This is a genomic window from Nocardioides sp. GY 10113, assembly GCF_004919105.1.
Classification (GTDB): domain Bacteria; phylum Actinomycetota; class Actinomycetes; order Propionibacteriales; family Nocardioidaceae; genus Nocardioides.
In genome coordinates, this window is sequence record NZ_STGK01000007.1 from 15054 (window position 1) to 40953 (window position 25900).

17 protein-coding genes are annotated in these 25900 nt (G+C 69.4%); 9 read left to right on the forward strand and 8 right to left on the reverse strand.

What is annotated here, in order from left to right; genetic code table 11:
- Nucleotides 1–37: 37 nt before the first annotated feature.
- Together E8D34_RS10645 and E8D34_RS10650 are read right to left on the reverse strand one after the other, a co-directional pair.
- Entirely contained in the window at nt 38–1120 is a 1083-nt protein-coding gene (locus E8D34_RS10645; protein WP_136594622.1) for an ADP-ribosylglycohydrolase family protein, read from the reverse strand.
- A gap of 8 nt (nt 1121–1128) precedes the next feature.
- The gene (locus tag E8D34_RS10650; RefSeq protein WP_206056671.1) at nt 1129–2598 is read right to left on the reverse strand and encodes an ADP-ribosylglycohydrolase family protein; all 1470 of its coding nucleotides are present in this window, start codon (nt 2596–2598) and stop codon (nt 1129–1131) included.
- A 115-nt stretch (nt 2599–2713) separates the two neighbouring features.
- Between E8D34_RS10650 and E8D34_RS10655 the strand changes: the two genes are divergently transcribed.
- A complete protein-coding gene (locus E8D34_RS10655) occupies nt 2714–3124 on the forward strand; it encodes a helix-turn-helix domain-containing protein (protein WP_136594623.1) in 411 nt (136 codons plus the stop codon).
- A 56-nt stretch (nt 3125–3180) separates the two neighbouring features.
- Nucleotides 3181–4134 carry a hypothetical protein gene (locus tag E8D34_RS21060; protein WP_206056672.1) on the forward strand — a complete coding sequence of 318 codons (954 nt, stop codon included), beginning with the start codon at nt 3181–3183 and terminating at the stop codon, nt 4132–4134.
- Between the two features lie 73 nt (nt 4135–4207).
- Here the strand turns inward: E8D34_RS21060 and E8D34_RS10665 are convergent, their stop codons facing one another.
- Nucleotides 4208–6238, reverse strand: coding sequence for a ThiF family adenylyltransferase (locus tag E8D34_RS10665; protein ID WP_136594624.1), 2031 nt, complete (start codon nt 6236–6238; stop codon nt 4208–4210).
- A 17-nt stretch (nt 6239–6255) separates the two neighbouring features.
- Entirely contained in the window at nt 6256–6618 is a 363-nt protein-coding gene (locus E8D34_RS10670; protein ID WP_136594625.1) for a hypothetical protein, read from the reverse strand.
- A gap of 848 nt (nt 6619–7466) precedes the next feature.
- Here E8D34_RS10670 and E8D34_RS10675 point away from each other — a divergent pair.
- Nucleotides 7467–8219, forward strand: coding sequence for a hypothetical protein (locus E8D34_RS10675; protein ID WP_136594626.1), 753 nt, complete (start codon nt 7467–7469; stop codon nt 8217–8219).
- Nucleotides 8216–8644 carry a hypothetical protein gene (locus E8D34_RS10680; RefSeq protein WP_136594627.1) on the forward strand — a complete coding sequence of 143 codons (429 nt, stop codon included), beginning with the start codon at nt 8216–8218 and terminating at the stop codon, nt 8642–8644. The genes E8D34_RS10675 and E8D34_RS10680 overlap by 4 nt, the downstream gene beginning before the upstream one ends.
- Before the next feature lie 274 nt (nt 8645–8918).
- Here E8D34_RS10680 and E8D34_RS10685 read toward each other — a convergent pair whose 3' ends face one another.
- The 3 genes from E8D34_RS10685 to E8D34_RS10695 all read right to left on the reverse strand — a co-directional run bounded on the left by E8D34_RS10685 (nt 8919) and on the right by E8D34_RS10695 (nt 17250).
- Nucleotides 8919–11414, reverse strand: coding sequence for a DUF262 domain-containing protein (locus tag E8D34_RS10685; protein ID WP_136594628.1), 2496 nt, complete (start codon nt 11412–11414; stop codon nt 8919–8921).
- Nucleotides 11415–11548: 134 nt separating this feature from the next.
- Nucleotides 11549–12454 (reverse strand): VRR-NUC domain-containing protein, encoded by a 906-nt coding sequence (locus E8D34_RS10690; protein WP_136594629.1) that lies wholly within the window; start codon nt 12452–12454, stop codon nt 11549–11551.
- Nucleotides 12451–17250 (reverse strand): type ISP restriction/modification enzyme, encoded by a 4800-nt coding sequence (locus E8D34_RS10695; RefSeq protein WP_206056673.1) that lies wholly within the window; start codon nt 17248–17250, stop codon nt 12451–12453. Before E8D34_RS10695 ends, E8D34_RS10690 begins: the two co-directional genes overlap by 4 nt.
- Nucleotides 17251–17393: 143 nt before the next feature.
- On the opposite strand from E8D34_RS10695, the gene E8D34_RS10700 reads away from it, so the two are divergent.
- The 5 genes from E8D34_RS10700 to E8D34_RS10715 all read left to right on the forward strand — a co-directional run bounded on the left by E8D34_RS10700 (nt 17394) and on the right by E8D34_RS10715 (nt 24845).
- Nucleotides 17394–20069, forward strand: a complete 2676-nt coding sequence (locus tag E8D34_RS10700; protein ID WP_206056674.1) for a hypothetical protein — start codon at nt 17394–17396, stop codon at nt 20067–20069.
- Between the two features lie 14 nt (nt 20070–20083).
- Nucleotides 20084–21583, forward strand: a complete 1500-nt coding sequence (locus tag E8D34_RS10705; RefSeq protein WP_136594630.1) for a hypothetical protein — start codon at nt 20084–20086, stop codon at nt 21581–21583.
- Between the two features lie 133 nt (nt 21584–21716).
- A complete protein-coding gene (locus E8D34_RS20760) occupies nt 21717–21890 on the forward strand; it encodes a hypothetical protein (protein WP_168929404.1) in 174 nt (57 codons plus the stop codon).
- Nucleotides 21891–22179: 289 nt separating this feature from the next.
- Nucleotides 22180–23517, forward strand: coding sequence for a recombinase family protein (locus E8D34_RS10710; RefSeq protein ID WP_136594631.1), 1338 nt, complete (start codon nt 22180–22182; stop codon nt 23515–23517).
- Nucleotides 23514–24845: a hypothetical protein gene (locus tag E8D34_RS10715; RefSeq protein WP_136594632.1), complete on the forward strand. Its 1332-nt coding sequence runs from the start codon at nt 23514–23516 to the stop codon at nt 24843–24845. Before E8D34_RS10710 ends, E8D34_RS10715 begins: the two co-directional genes overlap by 4 nt.
- Nucleotides 24846–25432: 587 nt before the next feature.
- Here the strand turns inward: E8D34_RS10715 and E8D34_RS10720 are convergent.
- Complete coding sequence (locus E8D34_RS10720) at nt 25433–25894, reverse strand: hypothetical protein (RefSeq protein ID WP_136594633.1); 462 nt, start codon at nt 25892–25894, stop codon at nt 25433–25435.
- Between the last annotated feature and the right edge of the window lie 6 nt (nt 25895–25900).

Below are 25900 nucleotides of genomic sequence, written 5' to 3' on the forward strand. Positions count from 1 at the left end.
AAGGGCGCCTGCAGTCGGGTAGGGCCTGGGAAGGCGGTCAGACCCCGGGATACTTGGTGTCCCACCACGGATCGACGGGGTGCTCGAAGCCGTCGCCCTTCCAACCGTCCCCGGCCTGGTTCCTCGTCGTCTGCACGACGAGGTCCCGCGCGAGGGTATCCATCACCCAGCCCAGCTCGAGGCGGGCACGCAGAGCCGGCGGCAGCGCCTCAACACCGTGGATGGCCCCGAGGAGCGCGCCCGCGACCGCGGCCACGGAGTCGCCGTCGGGCGCCCAACCGGCGAACTCGAGCGCCTCCTCGAGCGTGTCGACGTCGGGAAAGGAGAGGGCGACGTAGACGCCCCCGGCGAGTGCTGAGGCGGCGGTCTTGTCGGGCGCGATCCGCTCGAGGAGCTGGGGTACGCACGGCTGGGACATGCCGTCGCCGACGAGTCGGTCGACGTGCCCGTGGATCGTCTCCGGCACGCCCGCGGCGAGGGTGGAGTCGAAGGCGCGCCCGAAGCCGTCGGCCTCCAGGCAGGCCGCGGCCAACCGGACGGCGAACCCGGTGGGGGCGTTGCGGGCACCGTCGTCGTGGGTGAGGCTCGCCGCCGATGCTGCGAACTCGTCGATGCCCGCTGGCGTGCCCTGCCGGACGAACGCCGCGATCGGGAGCGAACGCAGCAGCGCCTGGCACCCTGCCGACCGGGTCGGGCGGCCAGAGGTCAGTGCCTTCTCGGTAGCCGGCGAGCTGCCACGGGGCGCGGCCATTGCCGGTACGTCGAGCAGCCAGCCGCGGGTGGCGGTGCCGTCAAGCTCGATGACCGGGTTCCAGTGGTCCCCGCGGCCGACTCCGCCGCGGGTGAGGAGCCATCGCTGGTAGGCGTGTCGAACGACGTCGAGGGGGTTGCCGACGACGTAGCCGCCGTACCGGGTCGCGGTACGCAGCAGCCCCTCGGCGGTCCAGGCGGCGAGTTGGGTCGCGGCACCGGCCGTCAGCGTCCCCGCCTCGGGGACGTCGCTGCGCCGGGAGCCGATGGCGTCGCCGAGCGCGAGGCCGAGCATCAGGCCGCGGACCTTGCTCTCCCACGTCACGGGGGCGTCGTTGCGCCCGCTCTGCCGGTTGGTCGCCGTGGTCATGGGCAGATTCAACCGCGCGCCTCCTTCTTGGCGAGTCGTTTCAGGGAGGCACGGAATGCTCGGTTGGGACGGGCGTAGGGCAGCGCCGCACAGACCTCGGCGGTCGCGCGGTCGAGATCGACGCCGTTGCGGAGTGCGTAGGCGATGCCGATGGTCGGGGTGCGGGACTGGGCGGCCACGCAGTGGACCAGCACCGTCCTGCCCTCTGCGCGCATGGCCGCGACCGTGCGTGCCGCGTCGCTGATGACGAAGTCGAGGTGTGGGTTGGCGTCCCGGTCGGGTACGTCGATCAGGCGGAACCCGACCTGCTCCACCCGGGCCGGGACCTGCCGGTCGCCGACGAGGCAGAGGCTGACGACCGCGTCGACGCCGTCGGGGAGGTTGTCGAGCGCCGTGGCTGAGGAGAGCCAGACACCGGGGTCGTGGGGGTGCCGCGCGAGCGCAGGGGCCGGTCCCTGCCAGTCCGTGTAGTCGATGTGCTCGGTCAGCGGCCAGCCGTGTGCTCCCGGGCGGCCGCCGGTGGCGGCGAGGTGCGCCCACCTCTCCAGGTCCCGAACGGTCGCGCCGGGCCAGCCGTGCAGCAGCCGTCGCCACCGCGCTGGCACCGCGCTGGCGCCCCAGCGGGCACCGAGCAGCGCACCGGCGATGGCGGCGACGGTGTCGGTGTCGTGCCCGATCCGGATCGCCGCGGTCAGCGCATCCACCAGGTGCTCGCAGGCGTCACCGTGAGTCGGTACCGGGGTGTGGGTGATGGCCGACCACGCCGCCTGAAGCGCCCCGACGGCCCACGCGTTGGTCGCGAACGCTGTTGGTGCGGCAGTCTCGGCCTCGGTGAGCACGCCGCGCCAGTAGGCGGGGTTGGGGCACCACGGGGCGATGTCCTCGAACGACGGGAGGTCACCGGTCAGGACGGCGTGGCGGATCATCAGGCACCACACCGCGCAGGCGTCGCGCGCCACCTCCTCGTGGTGGGTCAGTGCGCCGACCGCACGGGCGGCCTCGACCAGTGCCCCGGGGTCGCCGAGGTGGGCGAGCGCCACGGGCCCGGTCCGCATCAGCGATCCGTTGCCGGCGCTGCGACCGCGGAACTCGTGCACTCGACGGGCGGCCTCGGCCATCGCGGCGCCGGTCGGCCGCCGGCCGGCGCGGCGCAGCACCTCCGAGGTCTGCACGCCCACGTCGGCCGGACCTCCGGCGTACCAGTCGGCGAACCGGGTGGCGATGCGATCGAGCGCGTCGGGGGTGCGCAGATCCAGGCCGTCGGCGGCGACCTCTGCGATGGCGAGCGCCTGGGCGGTGTCGTCGGTCCACTCCCCCGGTGCGAACCCGCCGAGACCGCCGCCGATCATCTCGGGCACCAACCCTGCCGGGATCTCGGCGAACTCGTAGCCCGCGCCCAAGGCGTCGCCGGCCGCCGAGGCGAGCACCACGCCGACCGCCCGGTCCAACTGTGCCGAGGTGAGGTTCATCCGTGCCATCACTCCACCCCATCTATGCTTTCCGCATTGCCAGAACTTCGCCCACCGTACCACGAGAGATTCCGGAAGCGTTGATTCTGCTATGCTCCACGCATAACAGCGAGGAGGTTGCCCCATGGCAGCGTCACCCAAGACCGGCGATCTGGAACTGGGGCGGGCCATCGCGGCCCGACGCGAGGAGCTCGGCATGTCCCGCAAGGAGCTCGCCCAGGCCACCGGTCTGTCGTACCCCTACATTGCCCAGATCGAGACCGGCTACCGGTTGCCGTCGACGAAACACCAGGTGGCGCTCTCGAGGACTCTCGGCCTGTCCCTGGATGAGCTGTTCGGCACCGCTGAGGCCCACCCCGACATCCCGCCAAGCACGTCGTCCCCACGTCAGCGTCCGACGCTCGAGCAGGCGGTGGACGGTGCGGCGCGGCAGATCGAATCGCTGCCAACCTCCGTGCGCCTGGAGGCGCTGTCCCGGCTCCAGCTCAGGATCATGCAGGGCGTGACCGACGAGCGGGCGCGCCGCCACAGGTGACCGGACCATCACGCCGGGTCGACACACCACAGACGTTGCAGGGAGAGGAACCAGCCATGACGACGGACCAGCACGAGGAGCGGATTGGCGCCGGCCTGCCGCCGCGGATCAGCTACGCCGACCTGAACGCGAAGCAGAAGGAGATCTACAACTTCCAGAAGGTTGCCGCGCTCCTCGCCGACCACGGCTTCAACTGCATCAAGCTGTCGGACGACTGGCAGGGCGCCGACTTCCTCGCCTACCACAAGGACTGGGAGCACACGCTCCGCGTACAACTCAAGACCTCGCTCACTATCGCCAGCAAGTACGCCGAGAAGGGCCTCCACATCGCCTTCCACATCCACGGTGTGTGGCACGTGATCGACCACGACGCGTTGGTCGACCTCTGCGCCGAGCACGCGACGTACCTGGACACCGCAGCGTGGAAGGTCGACGGCCTCTACACCACGACTCACCCCAACCCTGCGCTGCGCGCGGCCCTGAAGCCCTACGCTCTGTCGGCCGATGCCTCGGCATCCTCAGCAGCCAGTTCCGCCCGCCCCGCTGACGCCGGTTCGGTCGACAGCGGGCCCACGACGAAGGGCAAGCGCTTCGAGGTGCACGCCGGTACCGAGCCGATCGGCCCACTGACGCAGAAGCACGCCGTGCTCGCGGTGGTCCAGCTTCTGGTCGAGGCCGGGGTGAGCTGCGAGACGATCCAGGAGGTGCTCAACCCCGGCCCGTTCCGGTGCATCCGCGGCACCGTCGACCCGCGCGACCTGTGGCCGGCGATGGCTGCCGCGTACGAGCTCGGGTCGCACGAGGAGAAGCTGTGGTTCCTCGACGAGCCGGTCTACCAGAGTGGCAACACCTGGGTGCTGCGCAACAACGTGTGGGGCAAGGCGACCGCGCAGAAGCTCGGCATGTTGTGCGACCTCGCCGAGGGATCACATTCCGCGAATTGTGACTCTCGCGGCAGGACGACCGCGGACCTGCGCGGAGCCATCACCGCCAACCCGGACTCGGGGTAGACCCCCACCGTCATCCGGGCAAGGCCCTTCGGACTCGCTCCTCATCGGGATCACCTGGGCGGCGGAAGTCGGGTCACGATCCGTCGCGCGCTCGATGAGAATCGGCACCACCCGGAACAGAAGTGGTGGCTTCGTTCGGCGGATTCGTTGGCTCCAAGGCAACTGTGACGTGGAGCGGGCAGGCCGGGTGGACGGGAAGCGGACGGGTGTCCCAGCGAACCGGTTGAGGGCGCCCGTGGCGGTCGCGTAGATGGGCGACATCCAGGACGCTCGGACTCCCGCCGGCGAGGCCGTCACCTCCGTCGAGCAGGTCGAGCGCGACTCGGGAGCCGTGGTGGGCGATCGTGGCGAGGTCCGCGTTCGTGCCGGTGAACGTCGAGTCGGCGCAGCCGGTGTTGACCATCCCGTCCGGATCTGCCGTCGGAATTGGCACGGCGTTGTCGGCACGATGATGCTGCAAGCAGGCCCAGCATCCGCCGCCGGGCCGATAGAGGTAGACGCACCCGCCCCATCCGCCGGCGGTCCCGCTGACATGCAAGAGAGCCTTGCCTTCGGCTTGCCGGAGGGCAGCCAGGTAGCGGGTTACGGCGGGGGCGGCGGTGGCGTCGATGACCAGGTCGGCGGTACGGAGCGCCTCCTCGAGACGGTCCCGCTCGGTGGCGTCCAGGGCGTCGCGGCGGCTGACTCGCCCGAGGTGACGGTGGAAGGCCCGCACCTCGACGCCGGGCCGCTGTGAGCGCAGGTGTCCGCCGAGGGTCTCGACCTTCGTTCGTCCGGCGGCGGCCGTGGGCGCGAACTGCCGACAGGCGGTCTGGATGTCCACGACGTCGCCGTCGACGAGGTCGAGGCGGCCGATGCCGGCGCGGGCGAGGTCGGTGGCGACGTGGCCGCCCAGGGCGCCGATGCCGACCACGACCACGTGCGCTCCCCGCAGATCGCGAACGAATCGGGTGCGCCCCCCGTCGAGGTCGGCGCCCATCGCCTGAACTTGCAGGTAGTGGTATTTCGGACTCGGTTCCAGGTTGGCGCGCAGGAGCGCGACCCAGCCCTCACCAGGCTCCCGATACCCCTGCTCGCTCGGCACGAGGAGGCACAAGACCTCCAGGTCCTCGCTCGCGTTCCTGACCCCCTCCGCATCGGCCGCGTCGGCACCTGCTCCATCCACGCCGGCCCCATCCGCGCCGGCCCCATCCGCGCCGGCCCCATCCGCGCCGGCCGTGCCGTCATCGTGGGTGGCGTCCGCGGGTCCCTCATGGATGAGTTCGACCGGGTGCAGTCGCGACTCGAGCCTGGTCCAGGTCTGCTCCGGCGAGGCATTTGGATCGAAGGCCGCGTCGCGGGCCCACCGGCCAGGAACAAGGAGCGGGTAGCCGTGCTCGTGCGCGGGTCGCGGGCCGGGGTGTTCGTAGCCGGGTGCGTAGATGGCCTCCACGATCCCGGGGCCAATGTGCCTGCTCATCTGGACGTAGAAACGTGCCAGAAGAGCACCCTCTGTGACGTCGGTGGGTGGCCTCGCGTCGGCCATGATGAGCGCGATATCGGCGGTCGCGTGGCCCAGTCGGAGACCAACCGGTTCGGGAGCTTGGACCTCGACCCCGGCAGGAGGGGCGTCCGGGCTGAGCCCGCCGGCCAGGATCTGCGGGAGCTGACGGGTGAGGAGGGCCGCCACCGTGAGGTCCGAGTTCCAGTCCTCGGGCTCGAGCAGACACAGAACTCCCAGCGGGCCCCGGTGGCGGCGCAGCCCAAGGCGATCGTCGTGGTCACGAACCTCGGGCGGAAAAAAGGGGTACTCATGGGGGAAGACGACCTGGATCCGGCATACCTGGGAGCCGGCGTCTCCGGCGGGTGAGGCTTCGTCGACTTGGGCAGGATCGGCTGGTCTGCCGGAGCGCTCGGCCGGCGCAGACCCGGGCAGTCCCGGCGGGATGGGCCAGTCGATGTCGACCCTGACCAGGCCGGCGTCCACACCGAGCCGGTAGTTCCAGCCGGTGGCGTCCAACTCTGCGAGCTCGGTGCGCCACCGACCGGGATACCAGCCAGCCCAGTCCGGCTCGAGCCCACGCTGGCCGGCATCTGTCGCGGATCCGGGTTCACGTCCGGTCATCACGGTGCCCCCCGGGGTTAGCCGACCGGGGTCGGGTGATCCGACGCAACGGGCGGCGCGTACGGGACCGGGGCGGGCGCGTACGCACCGGCGGCGGGGAAGCGTTCCTCGACCGTCTCGTGCCGGTCCTCGACCGTCTCCGTGCGGCGCACGGTGCGGCGGGTGATTCGGTGCACGCCGCCGACGTTCTCGTACCTGGTCGTCGTGCTGGATTCCGTCGTGGTCGCAGACTGCTCGGGTTTCGCCGGTCCGGCAGCCCGCTCGTCGGGCGCCGGACCGGCGGCCGGCTGCGCGACCTGGTCGGCGGTCGGCGCCGCGTTCCGTGACGGCTCGTCGCTCTGGGTCTGGTCGGGCTGGTTCTCAGGCTGGTTCTCAGGCACAGCGTTGCTCCTTCTGGTGCGTTGGCGTGGCACGCGGGTTTGGCAAGCAGAGTCCGGGTGCCTTCCGCGCCTCGACCAGCGTGTGCCGGAAACGTCCGACGGGCTCGCCAACAACGGTCTTAATGCGGCGTTCGACACCACGCCCTGGGCGGTTCTCGGGGGCATCTCGGTCGTCGGGGGCGATCGGAAACTCGACCGCCGACTCCCCGGCCTCCGAGCACGCCTGCGCCGCGCCCGCGGCCGCCCAGTCGGCCAAAGGCATGGACCAGACTCCAACCTTCTGCCGGGCTCCGGAACCGGCCCGGATGCCTGCCCCAAGCTTCGGCTCCCCCGGCATATTTCGGCGCTGCACCAACCCCAGGACTACAAAGCCGTTTCAGAACGGGCAACACCTCGTCCGCGTCGTCGCAACTCCCCGCGCCAACGGACGCGACTGCTCGGATACGACCCCTGCCCAATGTCCGCTGCGCGTGCTGTCAAGCCGCTCGAGGGGACCGGCCGGGCGATTTCGTGGTTAGGGGTCGCGATCGGCGTCGCCGTGCCGAAGGGGTCTGCCGCGCTTGTCAGCGCAGATGCCGACGCGGCCAGGATGCGGGTGTGATCGCCACACCGGCACGCCGCCACCACCCCGGCCGGGCCACTGACCGAACCTGCCGAACCTTCGCCGCCAGCTACGCCTGCGCGGCCTCCTCGGCCTGGCGCGTCAGCACAGCCACCTGGGATGTCCGGGTGGTGCCGCGGTCGAGTGTGCACGACTCGGCGACACCGGCACGTTCCCGGGCATGATCGTGCTGACCCTCCAGGAGTGGACCGGAGGAGACCCCTCCCGCAGCGTCGTGCTCGGCCACGTGCTCGCCACCGAGGTCTCCAATCGCGGCTCCCTCGGGCTGCTGGCGGTCATCCGACTCGGCGCCGGGCACGAGCGCCGCCTGGTCGTTCCCTCCCCCAACGGCACGACCGGCCTCCACCTGCTCTGGGAAGGCCTTCGTCAGCGCACGGGCAACGGGGAGGTGCGGGAGCCCACCGCCCAGGAGCACGCGGTCGCCGACGAGATGGTCACCGTCTTCAACCGCGGCTTCGACACCAACCACCCCGCACCGGCCCAGCCGCTACCCGATGCGGTGTGGGGCCGCGATGACCAGCTCCGCCAAGGCGCCCGGGACCGCCTGCTCGCACTGCCCTACCTGACCGAGACCCGGGTACGGGAGCTCGTGACCCCAGGCGCCGCCAACGGGATCGCGTTGCGGAGCCTGGTCGATGCCCGCGTCGTGCTGGCGGTTCCGATCGAGGGGCGCCGGCACTACCCGGTGTTCCAGTTCACCGCGCATGGCCTGAATCCGGTCGCCGTGCACGTCAACCTTCTCCTCCTCGGCAGCCACCGCGCGTCGGCCGTCGCTCGGTGGTGGACCACCACCGACGAGGTTCTGCAGATGAGGCCGGTCGACGCCCTCGAACACCGGTCACTCGCCAGGACGCTCCTGGACCGCGCCGCCGCGATGGCCAGCACCGGCAACCCCCGCCACACCGACCACCAGCAGCACATCGAGGACCACCACCGGCAGAATCCGGATGGCGACCATGACCAAGCGAGCCCACCGTGACCACCCAGGACGCCACGAGCGAAGAAGTGCCGCCCGAGCCCAGCGCACTCTCCGGCGAGGAGGGCGGGGTCTGGCAGATCGTCACCGAGGCCTCGCTCTACATCCTCGATCTCGAGCGGGGCCGGCTCATGCGGACACCCGGCGCCGGTCTCGGACCCCACGTCGCCCCCGACGGTGTCCTCGTCAGGGTCACAGACCTTGCTGGCGACCGCGCCTGGCTCACCCTCGTCGAGCTTTGGCAATGCCGGATCGGGTTCCCGCTCCTCGCCTTCTGCGAGGACGAACACGGAGACAACCCCATGCTCAGATGGTCCACCCACATCATCAGCATCCGCCGCCTACCCGCCAGCCACGATGCGCAGCATCCGGGTCACGAGGAGCATCCGTCACCGCCATCCGCTGATGCCGACGGACCCGATGCATAGGGCGACTGGGTGATCACCGGCGCGCTGAAACCAAGATCGGCGCCTGGAACGCGCCTTCTGGACCGCGCCGGAGTCGCAGAAGGCCGAACTCAGCTCTCGTCGTGGCGCAGGAAGAATCGGCGGGCTTGGGCGAGCGGGCCTGACCAACGCACTTGGCGACCCGGTTGTCGGGGCTGATAGGCGCCCGGTAGTTCGCACCGGTGAGGAGCGCTTGCACGCGGCTACCGGCGCAGATGGGCTCCGAAGCGGCGAGCAGGCCGACGTTCCGAACAGCTCAGGTCTCGCGCCCGGCCTCCGAGGCGACGGCGGCGAACAGGCGCGAAACCTCCGGCTTCATCCGGTAGGTCGCGGGGTCACCGGGCGCCCATTCCGATGGCAGATGCCGGCCCATCTGCGCGACGTACCGCCCGGGCCAAGCCAGCACGCCTGCCACCCCTAACGCACCGTTGGGGATGTCGCACACCTCGGCCAACTCATCCGCCGGAAGCGGCCGAGGGGAGGCGTCCATCAAGGCCTGGAAGAAGCGTCGACCGGCGGGACTCAGGCTCTGCCACAGGTAGCGTGCCGCCGCCACGTCCTCCTCGCTGTCTCCCCAGCCGAGGAGTTCCTCGCTCTCCGAGGGCGCCTCGGCCTCGAGGCGCTGGAGCGTCAGGCGCTCCTCGCCGAGGCTGACGTTGCGGGCCCGCCAGCCGGCGTCCTTGATGGAGCGTGAGAGCGGCGAGCCGCCACCGGCGTACCAGATCGTGTAGTGCTTGCGCGCCGAGTCAGGGAGCGGCTCTGGCAACACCTCTTCGATCTCGGCGAAGGTGAGCCGCAGTTCATCACCCTCCTGCACGGCCAGCCAGGCGCGGAGCGGCTCGTACTTTCCGACCATGCCCGTGGCTCCTCCGACCGATTCGTCGGCGGAGCGGGCAGTGGCCGCCTGCACCGCATCCGACGGACACGGCCAGATCTCGACCAACGCCTCGACCGCCTCCGCAGTGCGGGCACGGATGTCGTCCTCGGTCCAGGAAACCGGGTGCGCGGTGACGATCCGGCTGTTCAGCGAGAGCTGGCTGTGCTGGAGCAGGTAGTCCCGCTTGCCGCCGCCAGGGAGGCCGCGGGAGGCGGACTCCGCGTCGGTCCACGGACGATTCGACAGCGTCGGGTTGAGCTTGGCGTTGACCAGCGTGAGGTTGCCCAGCGTGTGCACGAGCCGGTCCCGGCGCAAACCTGCGAGCTCGTCGCCGGCGATGTCGGCTCCCCAGTGCTCGCGCCATGCCTGCGGCATCACGTGCTCGACGGTCAGCCCCTGCGGACACGGCTGCCCCTCCCCCAGCGGGCCACGAAGACGGTCCTCCATCGCCTCGAGAAGCATCCGCATCCGGGCCCGGATCAACGAGCTGTAGACGGGTTCCTCGCTCAACCGTACGGCGAGCGTCGCGTCGTTCGGCCAGTAGCGCGAGTCGGCCGACTGCCCTGCCAGGAACCGCTCGACAGTGTCGCCAGCGACCTCGGCGCCGTGCTCCTCCACCTCCTTGAGCAGCTCCAGGACGACGCGGTTGTGATCCTTCGTGGTCACCCGGCACAGCGCACGGCGCACGAGCCAGCTCTCGAGGCTGCCCAGAGCCTTGTCGCGTTGCTCCTCGGGCAGATGCCCCTCCGGCTGGCGAAGCAGCCACAGCAGGAACGGCGCGACCACCTGGGTGTCCATCGCCTTCAGGACGCGGTAGTGGAAGCGACCCGGCACGGTGTCGAGTGGCAGCGACTCCATCTCACGATGGATCCGGGCGTCCCGTGAGATCTCCGCGAGCAACCCGGCGACGTCGTCTTGGCCACCGGTCATGAGGAAGTCGCGGAAGTCGGAGAAGACCCGGTCCGACTGCACCTCCCTCAACAGCTTCATCGTCAACCAGCGGTTGAGGAAGACGTCGATCCGCGGACGGTAGAGCCGTCCCTGCGCGACCGACTGCCGCCAGTGGTCGTCATCCAGGTCGCGCCAGTGCTTCCGATAGAGGGCCTCGACGTCGAGCTGCTGGTGGGTGGCGATCTGGAACACGAGATTCTTGACCAGGTCGGAGGCGAGCAGCGGGCTACCGCGGTGGTTGAGGGTCTCGAAGATCACCTGGGCGTTGTCGCCGGGCTCAAGGTCGATCACCACCAGCCGGAGATGGTCCCGCAGCACCCGGGTCAGCGCCGACAGGCGGGCGACCACCTTGCCCGGGTCACCGCTGAGGTCTGCCCACTCCTGGACTACCTCAACGAAGAACTTGTGGGCCTGCGCGATGCGCGAGCCGCTCAGCGAGGCCGGCACGACGGTGTCGTCGTCCATCGCGGCCCGGAACGCGTCCTGGTCCCGGTCAGTCGGCCACACCTTGAACACGTCGTCGGGGTTCGCGGACATCGCCCGGTTGTTCTCCACGAGGACCAGGAGAGCTTGGGCGTCCATCTCGGCGCCGTGCCTTGCCACCACCCACTGCGCCGCGTCCAGCAGCAGCTGCAGGGTCGTGAGCCGCTGCTGCCCGTCGATCACGTGCCGCACCCCGATGTGGGCCACCGGGGAGATCTGCTGCTCGATGACGATCGCGCCGAGGAAATGGGGCGGTACCTGCGGAGCGCCGTAGGCGGCGGCCGGCGCGTCGAGGAGGCGCTCCGCCACCGCACGGACGTCCTCCCAGAGCGGCTGCCACTGATCCTTCTCGTTCCAGACATAGGGACGCTGGAACAACGGGACCACGTACCGGATCGCATTGCCGAAGATCTCCGCCGGACTGTGGGTCAGTGCCTTCACGCTTGCGCTCCTTTCGCTCGGCTGCTCCGCCGAGGCCCGCCCGAGCCGAGCCAGTCAAGCACGAGCCGTAGTACACCGTGGGCCATTGTCAGCCGCAGCAGGCCGTCGACCGGCTGGACGTCACGGTGGGACCGCTATGTGCCCCCGGTCCCTGCCGCGGCATGCTGCCTCATCGAGGACGCCGTCCGGCGTTCTGCAATCTCCGCGGTCAGATTGAATGCGAACTTCTGATCTGCCGCGATGGCCGGTCGCAGGAGAGGATGCTCCGCGAGATGCTCGGGCACCCAGATGTGCTGCGGCGGCGCGTAGGGCCACTCGAGCTCACCCGCCTGGTCGCTCTCGCCCTCCTCAGTGACTCGCACGATGCCCGCCGGAAGGTGCAGGGTCGCATCGTTGGCCAGAAACCAGGCGCGCTGATCCCGGCCAAGACGATCGGAATGCGACTTAACCTCGACCAACTCCAGGCCTTCCACCGTCCCCTGCGGCGAGAAAGCGAGCACGATCAGGTCGGGCCAGCCGGCTCGACGACCCCAGTAGTCCTCGATCAGGTAGGAGAGAACCGCTTTCGTCTGCGCCGCGGACATCGCTCCCAGGAGCAGAGCAGCCGTCAGCTCGATGGCCAGGTCCTCGAGCGGGTGGGCTGTTCTCGCCAGCATCTCGCGTGCTGCCACCGTCGGCGAACGGTTCGCGATGAAGCGGCTAAGAAGCTCCTCGGAGTCGTCGGGGAGGCTTCGGATGTGGGCAGCCGCGACCTCGGCGCTCGGCCACGGGTCGGGGTCGTCGCTGTATCGAATCCGCCCCAGCGGCAACACCGGGTGCATCAACCCGCCCAGTAAATGGCCGAACGGAGGGTACTCCCCGCGCAGCACTACCTTCCCGCTCGACACGAAGTGCCGCGCGACCCAGTCCTCGACGGTGAGCGCGTCGGCCCAGTCCTCAGATCCGGGCGGCAGCAGCCGCCGCCGACCACGGCCCTTGCCCACCACGTAGCGTGCCGCGAGAGTCCGCTCGCCGGGCAGCCCGGCTGCAGCCCGGCTCACTGCTGCTCCCGGATCGCGAGGGCGGGGAGGGCGTCGACGATCACCATCGTCTCCAGGCTGACCGTCACGATGCGCGCGAGCAGGTCGAGGATGTATCGGGGGTCCTCGACCTCGCGGCTCCAGTCGTTGGGGTCGTTGACGATGCCAGACGCCTTGTCGGTCTTCACCTGGTAGCGGTCGAGGATCCACTCGACCGCCGAGCGGGAGCCGAGCTGGTAGCGGTACGCCGCCTCTGGGATGCCGCTGACCGTGATCTTGGAGTTGTAGATGATGCCTGTGCGGTCGGCAACGAGCTTCTTGGTCTCGGGGTCGCGGACCTTGGCGAACGCCAACTTCTGCACGCGGTAGAAGTCATACTCGTCCGCCCCCACCGGGGGCCTCGCGTCGAGACCGTCCAGCGGGTACGGCGTCACCGACTCGTAGCCGAGGTGCAGCTCGGAGAGCTGACGGCCCGCCTCGACGAACGGCCACGGGTCCTCGACCAGCGGGATCCGGGGCAGCATCTTCTTCAAGTCCGCCGCATAGGTCTCGCGGTACTCCCCGCTGTGCAGCAGCCCGTAGACGTAGAAGAAGATGTCGTCCTTGGCGAACTCGCCGTAGGCGGTCACGAAGCGCTTCAGCGCCTCGTCGGTGATGTTGTCGATGCGTCTGTAGCCGTCGATGTCGTTGGCATCCGCTCCGAAGGACAGCATGCCGTCATCGGAAACTGGTTCGTACCGCCAGCGCGGGAAGAACTGCCCAGGGTTGCCAGCACCGGGCAAGACCAGATCCGGAACACAGTTGATCATGATCGATGTGAAGGAGCCAGCCGCGCCTGGAGCTGACACATAAAAGCCGTCGTTCGCGAGGTTAGGCTTCGGGAAGAACGCAGGTTGCCTCGAGACGCTGTCGTTCATCGACCGGCTGAAGTAGATCCTCTGCTTCATGAAGGGTCTGTAAGCAGCGACAGTTATGGCCTGCGGATCGAATTCATGCTGCTTTCCGCGCTCGTGGTCTCGAAGGAGCGCACGACTCCAACTGATCCTGGCTGGATCGGAGATAGCGGTCCGCGATACGCGACAAGTTTCGTAAGTCGCGATCATGCTCTGCATGTTGGCCGTGAGCGCGCCAAGCGACGAGTTATATGCCCATGCATCGCGATTGGTCTTGACGCCATCGCCATAGGCACCGAAGATCCGATCCGGCCCCTCGCTCTTAAGTCCAATCTGTAGGAACTTATCGAAGTCATCACGACGCTGGTTGAGCCAATCGCCGTGCTCGTTTGGAGTGATGTGGGTGACGGGTTCGAGTCTCGTGACGTCACCGGCCTCCGCGGTCTTGGCGAGCTTCTGCTCAGCGGTGAGGTAGTCGCCGATGTCGGTGTAGTGAATGGTGGCCGGGCCGGGCCTTTCGGGGTTACGCACCAGCACGGTCACTGCGACGGTGGCGCGGCTGCCTGACTCGAACACCGTCCCGCCCTCCTTCTTCCGCTGCTCGCCAGCAGTTCGGGCGTTGCCGCGCAGGTTGAGGACGTAGATGGAGGAGAACTCGTCCGCGAGGGTCTTGCGCATGCCGTCGGCCGTGTTGGAGTCCAGCCAGCCGCCGTTGGTGACGTAGGCGATCACGCCACGATCTTGGATGCGGAGGGTGGCCCACTTGATGGCACGGATGTAGGAGTCGTAGAGCGAGTTCTTGTTGGTCGCGGTCGACCGGTCGGCGTAGGTCCTACGGATCTGGTCGTCGAGGCCGGGGTACTTCTCGTTGGCGTTGTCGTCGTTGGCCGAGTCCTGGCCAGACGAGTAGGGCGGGTTGCCGACGATGACGGTGACGGGCGTCTGCTTGAGCTTCTCGAGGCGCTCGTTGTTCTCGGGGAAGACCTCCAGGTCGGGGGTGTCGTCGTCCTCCCACGACTGGAAAGTGTCCGTGAGGACGAGCCCTGGAAACTCGACGTATTCGTGGCCGGGATCGGCGGCACGCTTGCCGCCACCTGGCGCCGCGACCGACGTCATCACGTCGTAGTAGGTGGTCTCGATGTTGACCGCGGCGATGTAGTAGGCGAGCAGCAGGATTTCGTTGGCGTGGAGTTCCTCGGCGTACTTCCGGGCGAGGTCGTGCGGCTCGATCAGTCCGAGCTGGAGCAGCCGGACCAGGAAGGTGCCCGTGCCTGTGAACGGGTCGAGGATGTGGACGCCCTCGTCGGTGAGGCCCTGTCCGAACTCCTGGCGTAGAACGGTGTCGGCGGAGCGGAGGATGAAGTCGACGATCTCGACGGGGGTGTAGACGATGCCGAGCTTGTCGACGGTCTTCTTGAAGGCGGTCGAAAAGAAGGTGTCGTAGAGCTCGACGATGATCCGCTGCCGGCCCTCGGCAGAGTCGATGCCCGCGACCCGCATCCGAACGGAGTCGTAGAACTTCTCCAGGGTGCGGTTCTCGTCGTCGACGTTGTGGGCGTCCAGTGCCGCGAGCATCCGCTCCATGGTGGTGGCGACGGGGTTGTGCTCGAGGAACTGAGAACCGGCGAAGAGTGCGTCGAAGACGGGCCGGGTGATCAGGTGCTGGGCCAGCATGTCGATCGCGTCGGCCTCGGTGATGCCGTCATTGAGGTTGTTACGCAGGCCGGTTAGGAAGTGGTCGAACTCGTCCCGGACTCCCGTGTTGGGGTCGTTCAGGAGGGCGTGGATCCGGGTGGTCTGGCGGGTGGCGATGTCGGCGACGGACTTGGCCCAGTCGGTCCAGTACCGGCGTGATCCGACCTTGGCGACGATCTTGGCGTACATGGCGTCGCGGAGCAGGTCGAGGTCGCGGAAGGCCAGCGGCAGCTCGAGCTGCTCGTCCGTGCGGTCGTGGTCGGTGACGCCGATGACGTTGATCTTGTCGTCGCGCTTGGCGGTGAGCTCGATGCGGTTGACCATCGCGTCGAACCGCTCGTCATGGGCACGCAAGGCCTGGAGAACCTCCCACACGGCGGCGTACCGCTTGTTGTCGGCGAGCGCCTGCTCCGGGGTCATTCCAGCGGGGATCCCAACCGGAAGGATGATGTAGCCGTACTGCTTGCCGGGCGCGAGCCGCATCACGCGGCCGACGGACTGGACGATGTCGACGATCGACTTGCGCGGGGACAGGAACATCACCGCGTCCAGGGCGGGGACGTCGACGCCCTCGGAGAGGCAGCGGGCGTTCGTCAGGATCCGGGCGCTGTTCGGTGCGGGTTCCTCCTTAAGCCAGTCGAGGCGCTCGTTGCGCTCGAGGGCGTTGAAGGTGCCGTCGACGTGGCGAACCGTGCACTTCAGCGGAAGCTCGCCGTCCTCCTCCAGGCCGGTCGAACGCGCGTAGTGCTCGGTGATGTCGGTGAACATCTGCTCGACCCGCTTGGAGTCCTTGATGTTCCCGGCGAAGGCGACCGCGCGGCGCATCGGATCGGTGTCGGGGGCGAAGGAGTGCTCGGCCTTGCCGATCTTGGCCAGGCCGTTCCAGCAGCCGACCAGCTTGGCGGCGTCGTCGAGCTGGAGCTCGTTGTCGGCGTCGGAGAGCTGCTGCTGGAACGTCCTCGCGACCGACTCCTCGTCGACGGCGAGGACGAGCACCTTGTAGTCCGTGAGCAGATTCCGCTCGACGGCCTCGCCAAATCCGAGACGGTGGAACTCGGGACCAAAATCGTCGGCCTTGTCATCCATGGACACGACTACAGCGTTGGCCTCGCCCGCCTTCGCGCGGGAAGCATCGTTGTAGATCCGCGGGGTAGCCGTCATGTAGAGACGGCGGGCGCCCGGGAGGTAGGCGTTGTTGTGGACCCGTACGAACGCGGACTCCTCAGCGCCCGCGAGGGTGACGCCGGTGGTGCGGTGGGCCTCGTCGCAGACGATCAGGTCGAACGGCTCCCGGCCCTGCTGGGCACGGGCGACGACGTCGATGGACTGGTAGGTGGAGAAGACCACCGTCATCGCGTCGGTGTCCTTGGCGGCGGCGTCGAGGCGGGCGCGGAGGATGTCGACGTTGGTGGTGGCCGGCAGGGCGAGGTCGACGGTCGAGATGTCCTCGTCGTTAGCCGAGCGCTTGGTGGACTTGGCGTCGGAGCAGACCGCGAGCGGGCGGATCGGGAGCTCGGACTCGGAGACCCACTCCCGGACGGTCTGGGAGAGCAGGGAGATCGAGGGGACCAGGAACAGGACGCTGCCGCCTGCGCCGACGTTCTGCTCGGCCAGGCGCAGCGAGGTGAAGGTCTTGCCGGTGCCGCAGGCCATGATCAGTCGGCCGCGGTCGGTCTCCCCGAACCCGGCGGTGACCTTCTCGATGGCGGTGGCCTGGTGCGGGCGGGGCTGCTTCTTCTCGTGGAGCTCGAGCTCGACGGTGATCTGGGTGGGGTCGAGCAGCTTCCAGTCGACCCGGGAATGCTCGAGGTCGGACAGCCCGATGCGGCGTACCGGCTTGGCCTGGTCCTTCAGCGTCTGCTCGGCGTTGGCGTTCCACTTCTCGGTGGTGGAGACGACGATCCGGTCGGTGAACGCATTGGTGCCCGAGGCAGCCAGGAAGGAGTCGATCATCGGCTTGGTGACGTAGACGTGCGGCGCGAAGAACTTGCACTGGATCGCGGTCAGGTCACCGGTGATCGCGTCCTTGGCGACCAGGTCGATGCCGGTGTCGTGCTTGCCCTGGTTGCCGGGCCACTCGCCCCACAGCCAGACGTCGGAGAACTGGTCGGCGAAGACCGGGTCGATCCGCAGGTACGCCTGCACCAGCCGCTCGAACTTCGTGCCCTTGTCCGCCTCGGACAGAGCGGATGCGCGCAGGTGGTCCAGCACCTCGTAGATCGTCGTCACGCCCTCTTGATACCTCACCGGTCCGTCGCATGGGGCGCACTCCCCCTCCGTCGGCGGTTTCGGAACAAATCGCACGGCATGCAATCGAGCGACCTACCCTCGATGGGTCCGTGCCTTGGCACGGCCGCGGGGAGGGGTACTTGGTGAGCGGTCTGATCGCCGGCGGTGGCAGCGGTGCCGTCGCGTCCTCGGCGCACGCGGGGTGCGAGCGGTTCCGGATGACCGATCCGATGCTGCTGGGCCGCAGCCGCCGGGCGCTGGCCGCCGATCTCGGTGCGCCCGACATCGGCGCGGGCATCCCGACCGCGCGGTGGGTGCGGGCGATGGCGTTCGAGCGGATGGTGCACGACGAGTCCTTCGTCTCCGAGCTGCTGACCCGCGCGGTGGGGCTCCTCGGGTTGGAGCGGCCGAAGGCGGTCCGGATCCGTTCGGGCAAGGACGCGGTCGCGGTCACCGCGTCCGAGCTGGCGGCCGCCGACCTGAAGGCGCGGCACGCCGGCGAGGCCACGATGCTGTTCAGCCTCCGGGTGCCGTTCCTGCACCTGGAGAAGGAGGCGGGCGCGACCGACGTACGCCCCGACTTCGCGATCGTCGTCCCCCAGTCCGGCAGCCCCGCGCCGGGCTCGTGGCTGGTGATGGGCGATGCGAAGGACTTTGAGCGGGTGCGGGCGCGGATCGACGACGGACGGATGCTCAAGGGATTCCTCCAGGTCGCGCTCGGAGCCGAGTCCGCCGCCGCCTGGTCCAAGCTGCCCCGGGCCATGGCGGTACACCGGTTCGGGGTGCTCGCGGTGCCTCGCAACGCCTACCTGCGTCCGGAGGCCGTGGTGGAGGACCTCGCCGACCACCGCCGAGAAGTCAGAGTCCGGGTCGAGGAGCGGATCGCGGCGCTCGGCGCACTGCAGGCGGTGCCGTCGACCCCCGACGAACTGCGTGCCCATGTGGACCACGTCGCGGCGACCTACGACCCGACGACCTGTCCGACCTGCTCACTGTTCCGGTACTGCCGCGGGGAACTGCGCGGCTCCGGCGACCCGACGGCGGTGCTGACTGAGATCGGGGTCCGGCCCGCCCAGCGGGCCGCCGTGCTGGGTCTGGTCGACGGCACGGGGGTCGCTCCTCCCCCGTCGGCCCCGGCGTCCCTGGTCGCTGCCGTCGAGGCCACGGTCAGCGGGTTGCCGGTCCGGACCGGACGCCTGCGCATCGACGCCGTCGGGCAGCCGGGCTGCATCAACGTGGTCGCGGTCAAGTCCGACGCGGCCGCGCTCGGCGTGCATGGGATCGCGGTCCAGCGGATCGACGGGTCCGGCACGGAACCGTGGCAGCGGCGCACCTTCGAGCGGACCAACGCCACCGAGACCCGGCACGCGGCGATGAGCCTGCTCGGCGCCGGCGTGCGGGAGGTTCTCGCGGCCGGGCACGGGCCGGTGCACCTGGTGGTGCCGGACAAGCCGACCGCCGACCTGCTGGTCTCGATAGCCGACTCACTGGCCGGCGTCGAACTGAGCCGGCTGCGGTGGCTACGCGACCTGGCGGAGGGCCGGGAGATCCTCACCTTCGACGGCGAGCCCGCCACCCTGCCCGACGCGCTGGACGACGACGCCCGGACCGCCGTGAGCCTGCTGCTGGAGGAGGACCGGGCACGGGCCTTCGGGCTGCGGCAGCCGGTGGTCGACCTCCGGGCGGTGGTCACCACCTACCTCACCCCCGGTGGCCCGCGCTCCGACGCCGGCCGCCTCGACTACCTCCTCGCCTGGGCCGAGGCCACCACTCCCCTGGAACACCGAGCCGTCACCGACGCCATCGCCGACGGCAGTGACACCCCCGGCGCCCGGCTCTCCACCGAGCTCTCCGACCAGGTCCACGACGCCGGCCGCCCCGGTCGGGGCGATCCGGTGCGGTACCAGCAGCTGGTGGACGAGGCCCTGGACTATCGCATCGACGTTCTGAACCGGTCCGTCGCCTTCCTGGACACGCTGCCGAACTCGCGGCTGCGGCCCGCCTACCGGGCGCTCGAGCAGGACGCCCAGACCGTGTGGGGACGCAGGCTCGCGCTTCAGGCGTCCGACCTGGTCCGGTTCTCCCGCACCTACCGGTACTGGCGCAACGCCCAGGTCGACATGCTCGACGCCGACCGGAAGTGCCGCGACCAACTGGCGGCGCTGGTCGACGACCAGGTCGCCCACGACCGTGCGGCGGACGCCGGCGTACGCGAGCTCGCGGTGGCCACGGTCGTCGGACTCGCCCCGCTGCGGCTGGAGGTCGCGTCGCGGCAGATGAAGGACGGTAGCGTGGTCGTCCTGCTCCACGGCCCCTCGGGGCCGGCCGTCGAAGGGGACGTCGACCTGACCGTGCAGGCGACCAGCTTCAAGCTCGGTCGGATGGCGATCGGAAGGCTGACCGACGACGGCGAGCCCGGGCTGCTCTGGGAGCCGGTCGTCACGCCTGCGTTGGCGCTGGGCGACCGCGTCGTGCTCGGTGACGCCGAGTGGCTCGGCGGCGGCTACAAGTCGGGCCACGAGATGGCGATCAAGCGTCCCGGCGTCGACGGGCTGGCGGCCCCAGGCCAGGACTGCACTCCCGACTCATACGCGACCGATCCCGCCGGTCACCAGTGGTGCTGCCGCCCGCACGAGGCCGCCGAGGCCGAGTGGTCCGACACCATCGCCGAACGCCGGTCCCGGGGCGAGCTCAACCCCGAGGTGTGGCCGCCAGTGATCGACGAGGAGCGTTTCGACCCCGCCGACGGCGAGGACCCGGTCCCCGGCACCGACCCTGGCCCCGTGCCGGCCGACCTCACCCTGGACGACCTGGACTGACGGGCTGAGTGAGTATGGCGATCGAGTTCACCGCCCCGGTGGCGGACGCGCCCACCGACGCCCAGCACCACGCGCGGGCGGCCGCCCAGAACGTGGTCGCATCGGCCGAGGCCGCCGCCGCCCTGATGGCCACGCTGAACGGGATGGCCGAGTACGAGAAGGTCCTGCTGCGCGCCGCGGCTGGTGCCGGGAAGTCCGTCGCGCTGGTATCGATGGTCGGCGAGGCCCTTGCCAACCCGAACTGCCTGCGGATCGCGGTCACCGCGTTCGCGAACAAGCAGGTGATCCCGCTGGCGCAACGCCTCGGGGCTGCGTACGGGCCGGACAAGGTGTGCCTGTTCGTGTCGAAGGCGTGGGAGCCGAAGCTCCCCGAGGACCTCGCCGACATGGCCACCGTGGTCACCAAGTCCAAGGAGATCCCGGAGTCGGCGCGGATCGTGCTCGGCGTCTCCCACAAGTTCAAGGTCATTGGCGAGTACTCGCGGATGCACGCCCGCCTCGGTCCCGGAGCGAACGGCGAGCGGATCTTCGACGTGCTCTTCGTGGACGAGGCGTGGCAGATGCCGCTGCACCTGTTCACCGGAGTCGAGGGGTATGCGCCGGTCGCGGTCGGCGTCGGCGATGTCGGGCAGCTGCCGCCGATCGACCCCAGCGAGAACCCGTGGCGCGGCGACCCGGGCTACAACCCGTACCGCGCCTGGCCCACGGCGTACGAGGGGCTGGCGACGACCTTCGCCCGCGACCTTCCGGCCGTGTGGCGGCCCACCGCCGAGCAGCTGCCACTGTGGCGAGCCTTCTACGGCGACTGGGACCGGCTCGACTGCGTGGCGGCCCCGGGCGACCGGCACATCGACCTGCCCGTATTCGACGGAGACGCCGGGGCGGTGTGGTCCGCCGTCGCAACGGGGCACCCGGTCCTCCTGGAGGTCGACGGCCTCCCCGAGGCCGAGGCCCCAGACATCGACCCGCCGCTGCTGGCATACCTCGAGGACCTGCTCCGCCCACTGCTGGAGGGCGGGTTCAGCACCGTCGAGGCCCGGTACGACGACGTCGGCGACCCGTTCGAGGAGCACCGCGTCACCTCCGACCAGCCGACCGGCGACCCCCTTGTGGTTGTGCTCGCGACCCGCAACCAGGCCGTCGACGACGCCACCGCGATGGTCGAGCGGCTCACCAAGGAGCTCGACCTGCCCGAGGGCGTCCTCGTGGCCTCGACCGTCGACTCCTGGCAAGGCCAGACCAACCGCATCACCGTCGCCCTCCACCCGCTGTCGGGCGCCGACCAGCTCGACGAGTTCAACTCCGCCTTCGGACGGCTCGCCGTTACCTGCACGCGGGCGACCCACGGGCTCCTGCTGCTGGCGCGCGCCGGGCTCGACGACCTGCTCGACGGAGCCGCCGCGCGGCCGGGGACGCCGTTGGGCGAACCTGGGACGCGTGCGCTTCCGCGGCAGACGCACCAGCGGATCCTGGCCGCGTTCACCCGGGGAACCTGCACAACCGACGTGACCTGACAAGGTCGTCGCTCGCAGGCCAACGAGGTATCGGGGCACGCTCAGCGGCGTACTCCTGGGGTTCGCGGGCCGCGCCCACGTTGCCCGCTGGTCGTACGTGAATTTGGCGAGGCCGTCCGCACCGTCCCGTCCCATGACGACCAACGCCGCCCGGCCGCTACCCGACGAGACCGCCCCCGCCAAGGAGCGGATCTACCGCTCCGAAGAGCTCGCCGAGGCGATCTCTGCGCTCCTCGCTGGCCGTCCTTCGGAGATGACCGAGGCCACCTTCGTCTCGTCTCCTCGGACCTCTCGCATCCTCGAATGACTTGTAATCCGATGTGTAAGGTCGACAAGTCATCGGGAGATGCGAAGAGAGGTGATCCCGGTGGTTTCGCGACGTCCGCGTATCCGGGTCCGCAGCGTCCCTGGAGGCAGTTCGCCCCTGGTTCGCAGCGAGGTTGTCCGGGCCTGGCTCACCCTCGCCCGCGCCGCCGCCCGTCGGCCCGGCCCCTCCCAGATCGACGACGACCCGTGCAGTGCCCGCTCCTCGGGACCCACCGCCCGCGAGACCGTGCGCCACCGCCGAGGCCCGGCAACTCGCGACGTTCCGCGAGATGCCCAACCGACCCGAAGCCAATCGCTATAGAGAAGGAATCGCCATGCCCCGCCACCAGCGGACCAGTACTCCCGCTCCGTCCCACGCCGTGACATCGGAGCCCAACATCGCCCCCGACACAGCGACCCGAGCTCGTTCGCTGGTGGTCTGCCGAGAGTCCAATCAATACGACTGCCTGCTGCTCGAGGGACTCCTCGAACAGACCTTCGCGTACCTCGATCTCGCATCCGTACCGACAGCACGGCTGTACGGAATCCTCCCGCTGACCGACCCGGGCCAACTTCCACCGGACGTCCCGGTCATCACGCTCGTCGAGGGCAAGACCAGGGCATCACTCATGGAGATCGACGGCGACTACTACCTGTACTCGATGGCGAGCGCCGCGAAGTTCGACGAACGAGGCAACAACGAATTCACGACCCTGCTCTGCCGGGTGCTCGAACGGCTTCGCCCGCTGGACATGTACGCCGCCACCCACAGTCGGCTGGTGCGCGGACTGACGCACGGTGCGAACCTCAGCAGCGCGGTGGCCAGACACGTCGACCGCGTGCACGCCGGCACCACCACCATGGACATGCGCGGCGGCGACAGATCCGTCGGCCACCTGCTCTGGACGATGCTCTCGATGATCGCCTCGAGCGAGCGCGATCTCATCGTCCAGCGGACCTCGGCCGGCAAGGTCAACCAGTACTCGAGAGGCGAGTGGATCCAGGGCAACAACTCGGTCCCGCTCGGCTATCAACTGACCGGCAAGACCCTCGTCGTCGACCCCGAACAGACCGAGCTGCTCAATCTCGCCTGGACGCTGATGGCCGACCCGAACCTGAGCTCGACCGAGATCGTGATGAGGCTGGCCGCACGAGGGGTGTCGACACCGCGCACCCGGAAGGATGGAGAAACGATCGCGGAGCTGGTGGGTCACCACTCCTGGATCCAGACCCAGCTGTGGTGGGCGGACCTCTACATGACGGGCAAGTACACCATGCGGTTCAAGAACCCGTTCCCGGGCGCGGAGCACCTCGCCGGATGCCCGGTCCTCTACGAGATCGACGAGTCCGGCGTCCGCGACGAGATCGGGGTGCTCGAGTTCGACTACGACTTCGGACGCCCGAATCTGGACCCGGCCCTGATCACGGCCGCGGTGCGAGCGCGGCGTACATCACGTCCCACCGGCGGTGCCGCGAAGTCGCACGTGCCCGCACTCAACGGCCTGCGGTGGATCGCTGACGGCATCGAGTACCGGCTGGCGGGAGCCACTCGGGGCATGTACGCGCTGCGCGCACTCGGCGACGCCGAGCGCTCAGACGAGGACAGCATCGCGGATGGTGTCGCATGAGGAAGGCGACCATCGGCAACCAGGCAAGCGGCGCGAAAGTGGCGCAGGTCCGCATCGCTGACCTGCACCGCAGCATCGCAGAGGGGATCGCTGAGGGTCTGCGCCGAGGAGTGCCCGGGGTCAGGCTGGACGGCCACGAGACGAGGGGCAACGACCTCGACGGCCACATGGTCATCAACGCCCGGCGCGCCCAGATCGACCACCTCCGCGAGCGCGTGGTTGACGAGCGCCACCGAAGCGCCCGGTTCAGGCGCCTGGCGGCCGAACACGACGATCCCGAGAAGAGCGCACCCTACGTCGCTGATGCTGACGCACACTTCGAGTCCGCACGGCGACTGGAGGCCCAACTGCGCGACCTCGAAAGTCGTGTCGACAGCGAAGCGCTGCCCCTGCACTTCACGACCGGCGTCGAACTCCTGCTCACCGGGGTCACAGCTCTGCTGCTCGACCCGGACGCTGCGGACGCCTCCGTCGCGAAGGCCTTCACCAGTCTGCTGCGGGACTTCCAGATCGAGCCGTTCTCCGAACCCCTGCGCTGGAGTACCTGGCTCGACGTTCCGGCCGACGGGCGGGTGATGTCCCTGGGACCCTTCACCGGCGAGGTAAAGGGGCACGGGCGTCGAATGAGCCCGGCTGAGAAGCAGGGGCTGGAGACCGTATTCGACCTACCAGAGCGTCGTCGGGCGCTGACCGCTGAACTGGTGGCGCACGGCGTTCCGAAGGAGACCGCTGCGCCGGCGGCGATGGCTCCGGACGGCTACCTGGCGCGGGTGCTCATGGGCGAGCCAGTGATCTGGCCCGACACCCCGGCGGGCTACGACCACGAGGCGTTCAACAACCATGTGCGCCGCCACTGGCCGGAAGACCTCGCCTGGCGAAGAGGTGTCTACAACGAGACCAACCCCGACAGACAACTGGTGACCGACATCGTCGCCGCGTACGGGGGTATCGCGTACGTCGCCGATGTACGACGGGTGCTGGCGTCGTACGGCGTGACTGTGCGCAACCTCGGCGTCTACTTCACCGCCCGGAAGCCAGCCAACCCGCAGACTCCCCCGTGGGACGCGTCGGTCCGGCACGCCGATGGCTGGCGACGTGGCACCTCGGACAATCGCGTGGAGAGCATCCGCTGCCCGGAGTGCGGGCTGCCAGCGACGGCAGTGGTTCGGGTGCCGGAGGTCCCCGGATCCCTGCTGTGCCGGACCTGCCTGGTCGCCCCGGCGCTCCCCACACTCCGGTTCCCGCCGCTCTACGGGCAGCTCGCGCTGCCGAGCACGGTGATCCCGGAGGACCTTCTCACCTCGGCCACGCCACGCTGGAAGGTCTGACAGTGGCCCGCCGATCGCCGGAGCGTGGCCGAGCGCCAGTGCACGTCACGCGCTCCGGTGATCGGTGGCTGCTCGCGAAGGGGCCTACGGCCTCGCCTGAGACGCGTGGTCCGGCATCTGCGAGGCCGCTCGCGGCTCTCGGAGGCCGCGGCCTGCGCGGCGGCGCGGCCCAGGAGGGTCCGTGCCAGCGTCTGGTGTTCGAGGGATTCGACCGGCCTTTCCGGAGCACCGGGTCCGGCGTAGTCCACCACCGGGCGACGACCCAGGCGTGATGCGCGCCCAGCAGCAAGCGGTTGGCGTGCCGGCGATCGAGGGTGGGAGCTGGCCAAGCAAGAAGGCGCGGGCGGCGCGGTGGCCACCGGGCTTCTCGGCCGCACACCGCGAGCCTCAACCGAGCGTTTCACGGGCGAGACCGGCGCCGTGGCGATTGGGGCCGTCAATCGCGAATTCGCAGGTTGGCCCTACCGCGACCTCGACCGATCCCGCCGGCGGCCAAGCGGGCCATCGACTTCGCTCGTGGCTGGCGCTCTGAAGCCTCGGCATAGGTCGTCGTGATGCTCACAGTGCGGGCTCGGTCGTCCGGTAGATCAGTGCAAGTCCAACTCGCGGAGGGCACAGGTGTCAGGAACGCTGCGGCTCTCGAAGTAGTGCAGGAAGATCCTCACGGCCTCGTCCGCGTCGAAGACCTCGTTGGCCGACACCATCAACGAAACCCCACCCAAGTCCACCTCGACACTCGGCGCCGAGGTCGCCGAAGTCGGCCGCCCCAGGGCGTACTGGTGGTGTCGGCCGTCCGCCTCCAGCCGGCGGACCTCGATGACCATCGCGCCAGCGGTTCCGGCGCACTGGAGGTAGTCGCCGTCGTAGTCGCCGACGTTGAAACCCGGTGCGTCGGGCCAGCCCGCGTCGTCGGGCACATGAAACAACAGATACGACGAGCGCTCTCCACCGTCGAGCAGGCCGATGCCGTGACGCAGTTGCTGCTCGTAGCTCCGGAAGCTGTCGGTCAGTTCCATGCTGCTGCGACCGCCGACCTTGATGATGAACATGCCGCC

Excerpts from the sequence above, each read along its gene's own strand:
- E8D34_RS10645 (WP_136594622.1), bottom strand. The coding sequence starts at position 1,120 with ATGACCACGGCGACCAACCGGCAGAGCGGGCGCAACGACGCCCCCGTG.
- E8D34_RS10650 (WP_206056671.1), bottom strand. The coding sequence starts at position 2,598 with ATGGCACGGATGAACCTCACCTCGGCACAGTTGGACCGGGCGGTCGGC.
- E8D34_RS10655 (WP_136594623.1), top strand. The coding sequence starts at position 2,714 with ATGGCAGCGTCACCCAAGACCGGCGATCTGGAACTGGGGCGGGCCATC.
- E8D34_RS21060 (WP_206056672.1), top strand. The coding sequence starts at position 3,181 with ATGACGACGGACCAGCACGAGGAGCGGATTGGCGCCGGCCTGCCGCCG.
- E8D34_RS10665 (WP_136594624.1), bottom strand. The coding sequence starts at position 6,238 with ATGACCGGACGTGAACCCGGATCCGCGACAGATGCCGGCCAGCGTGGG.
- E8D34_RS10705 (WP_136594630.1), top strand. The coding sequence starts at position 20,084 with ATGGCGATCGAGTTCACCGCCCCGGTGGCGGACGCGCCCACCGACGCC.
- E8D34_RS20760 (WP_168929404.1), top strand. The coding sequence starts at position 21,717 with ATGACGACCAACGCCGCCCGGCCGCTACCCGACGAGACCGCCCCCGCC.
- E8D34_RS10710 (WP_136594631.1), top strand. The coding sequence starts at position 22,180 with ATGCCCAACCGACCCGAAGCCAATCGCTATAGAGAAGGAATCGCCATG.
- E8D34_RS10715 (WP_136594632.1), top strand. The coding sequence starts at position 23,514 with ATGAGGAAGGCGACCATCGGCAACCAGGCAAGCGGCGCGAAAGTGGCG.
- E8D34_RS10720 (WP_136594633.1), bottom strand. The coding sequence starts at position 25,894 with ATGTTCATCATCAAGGTCGGCGGTCGCAGCAGCATGGAACTGACCGAC.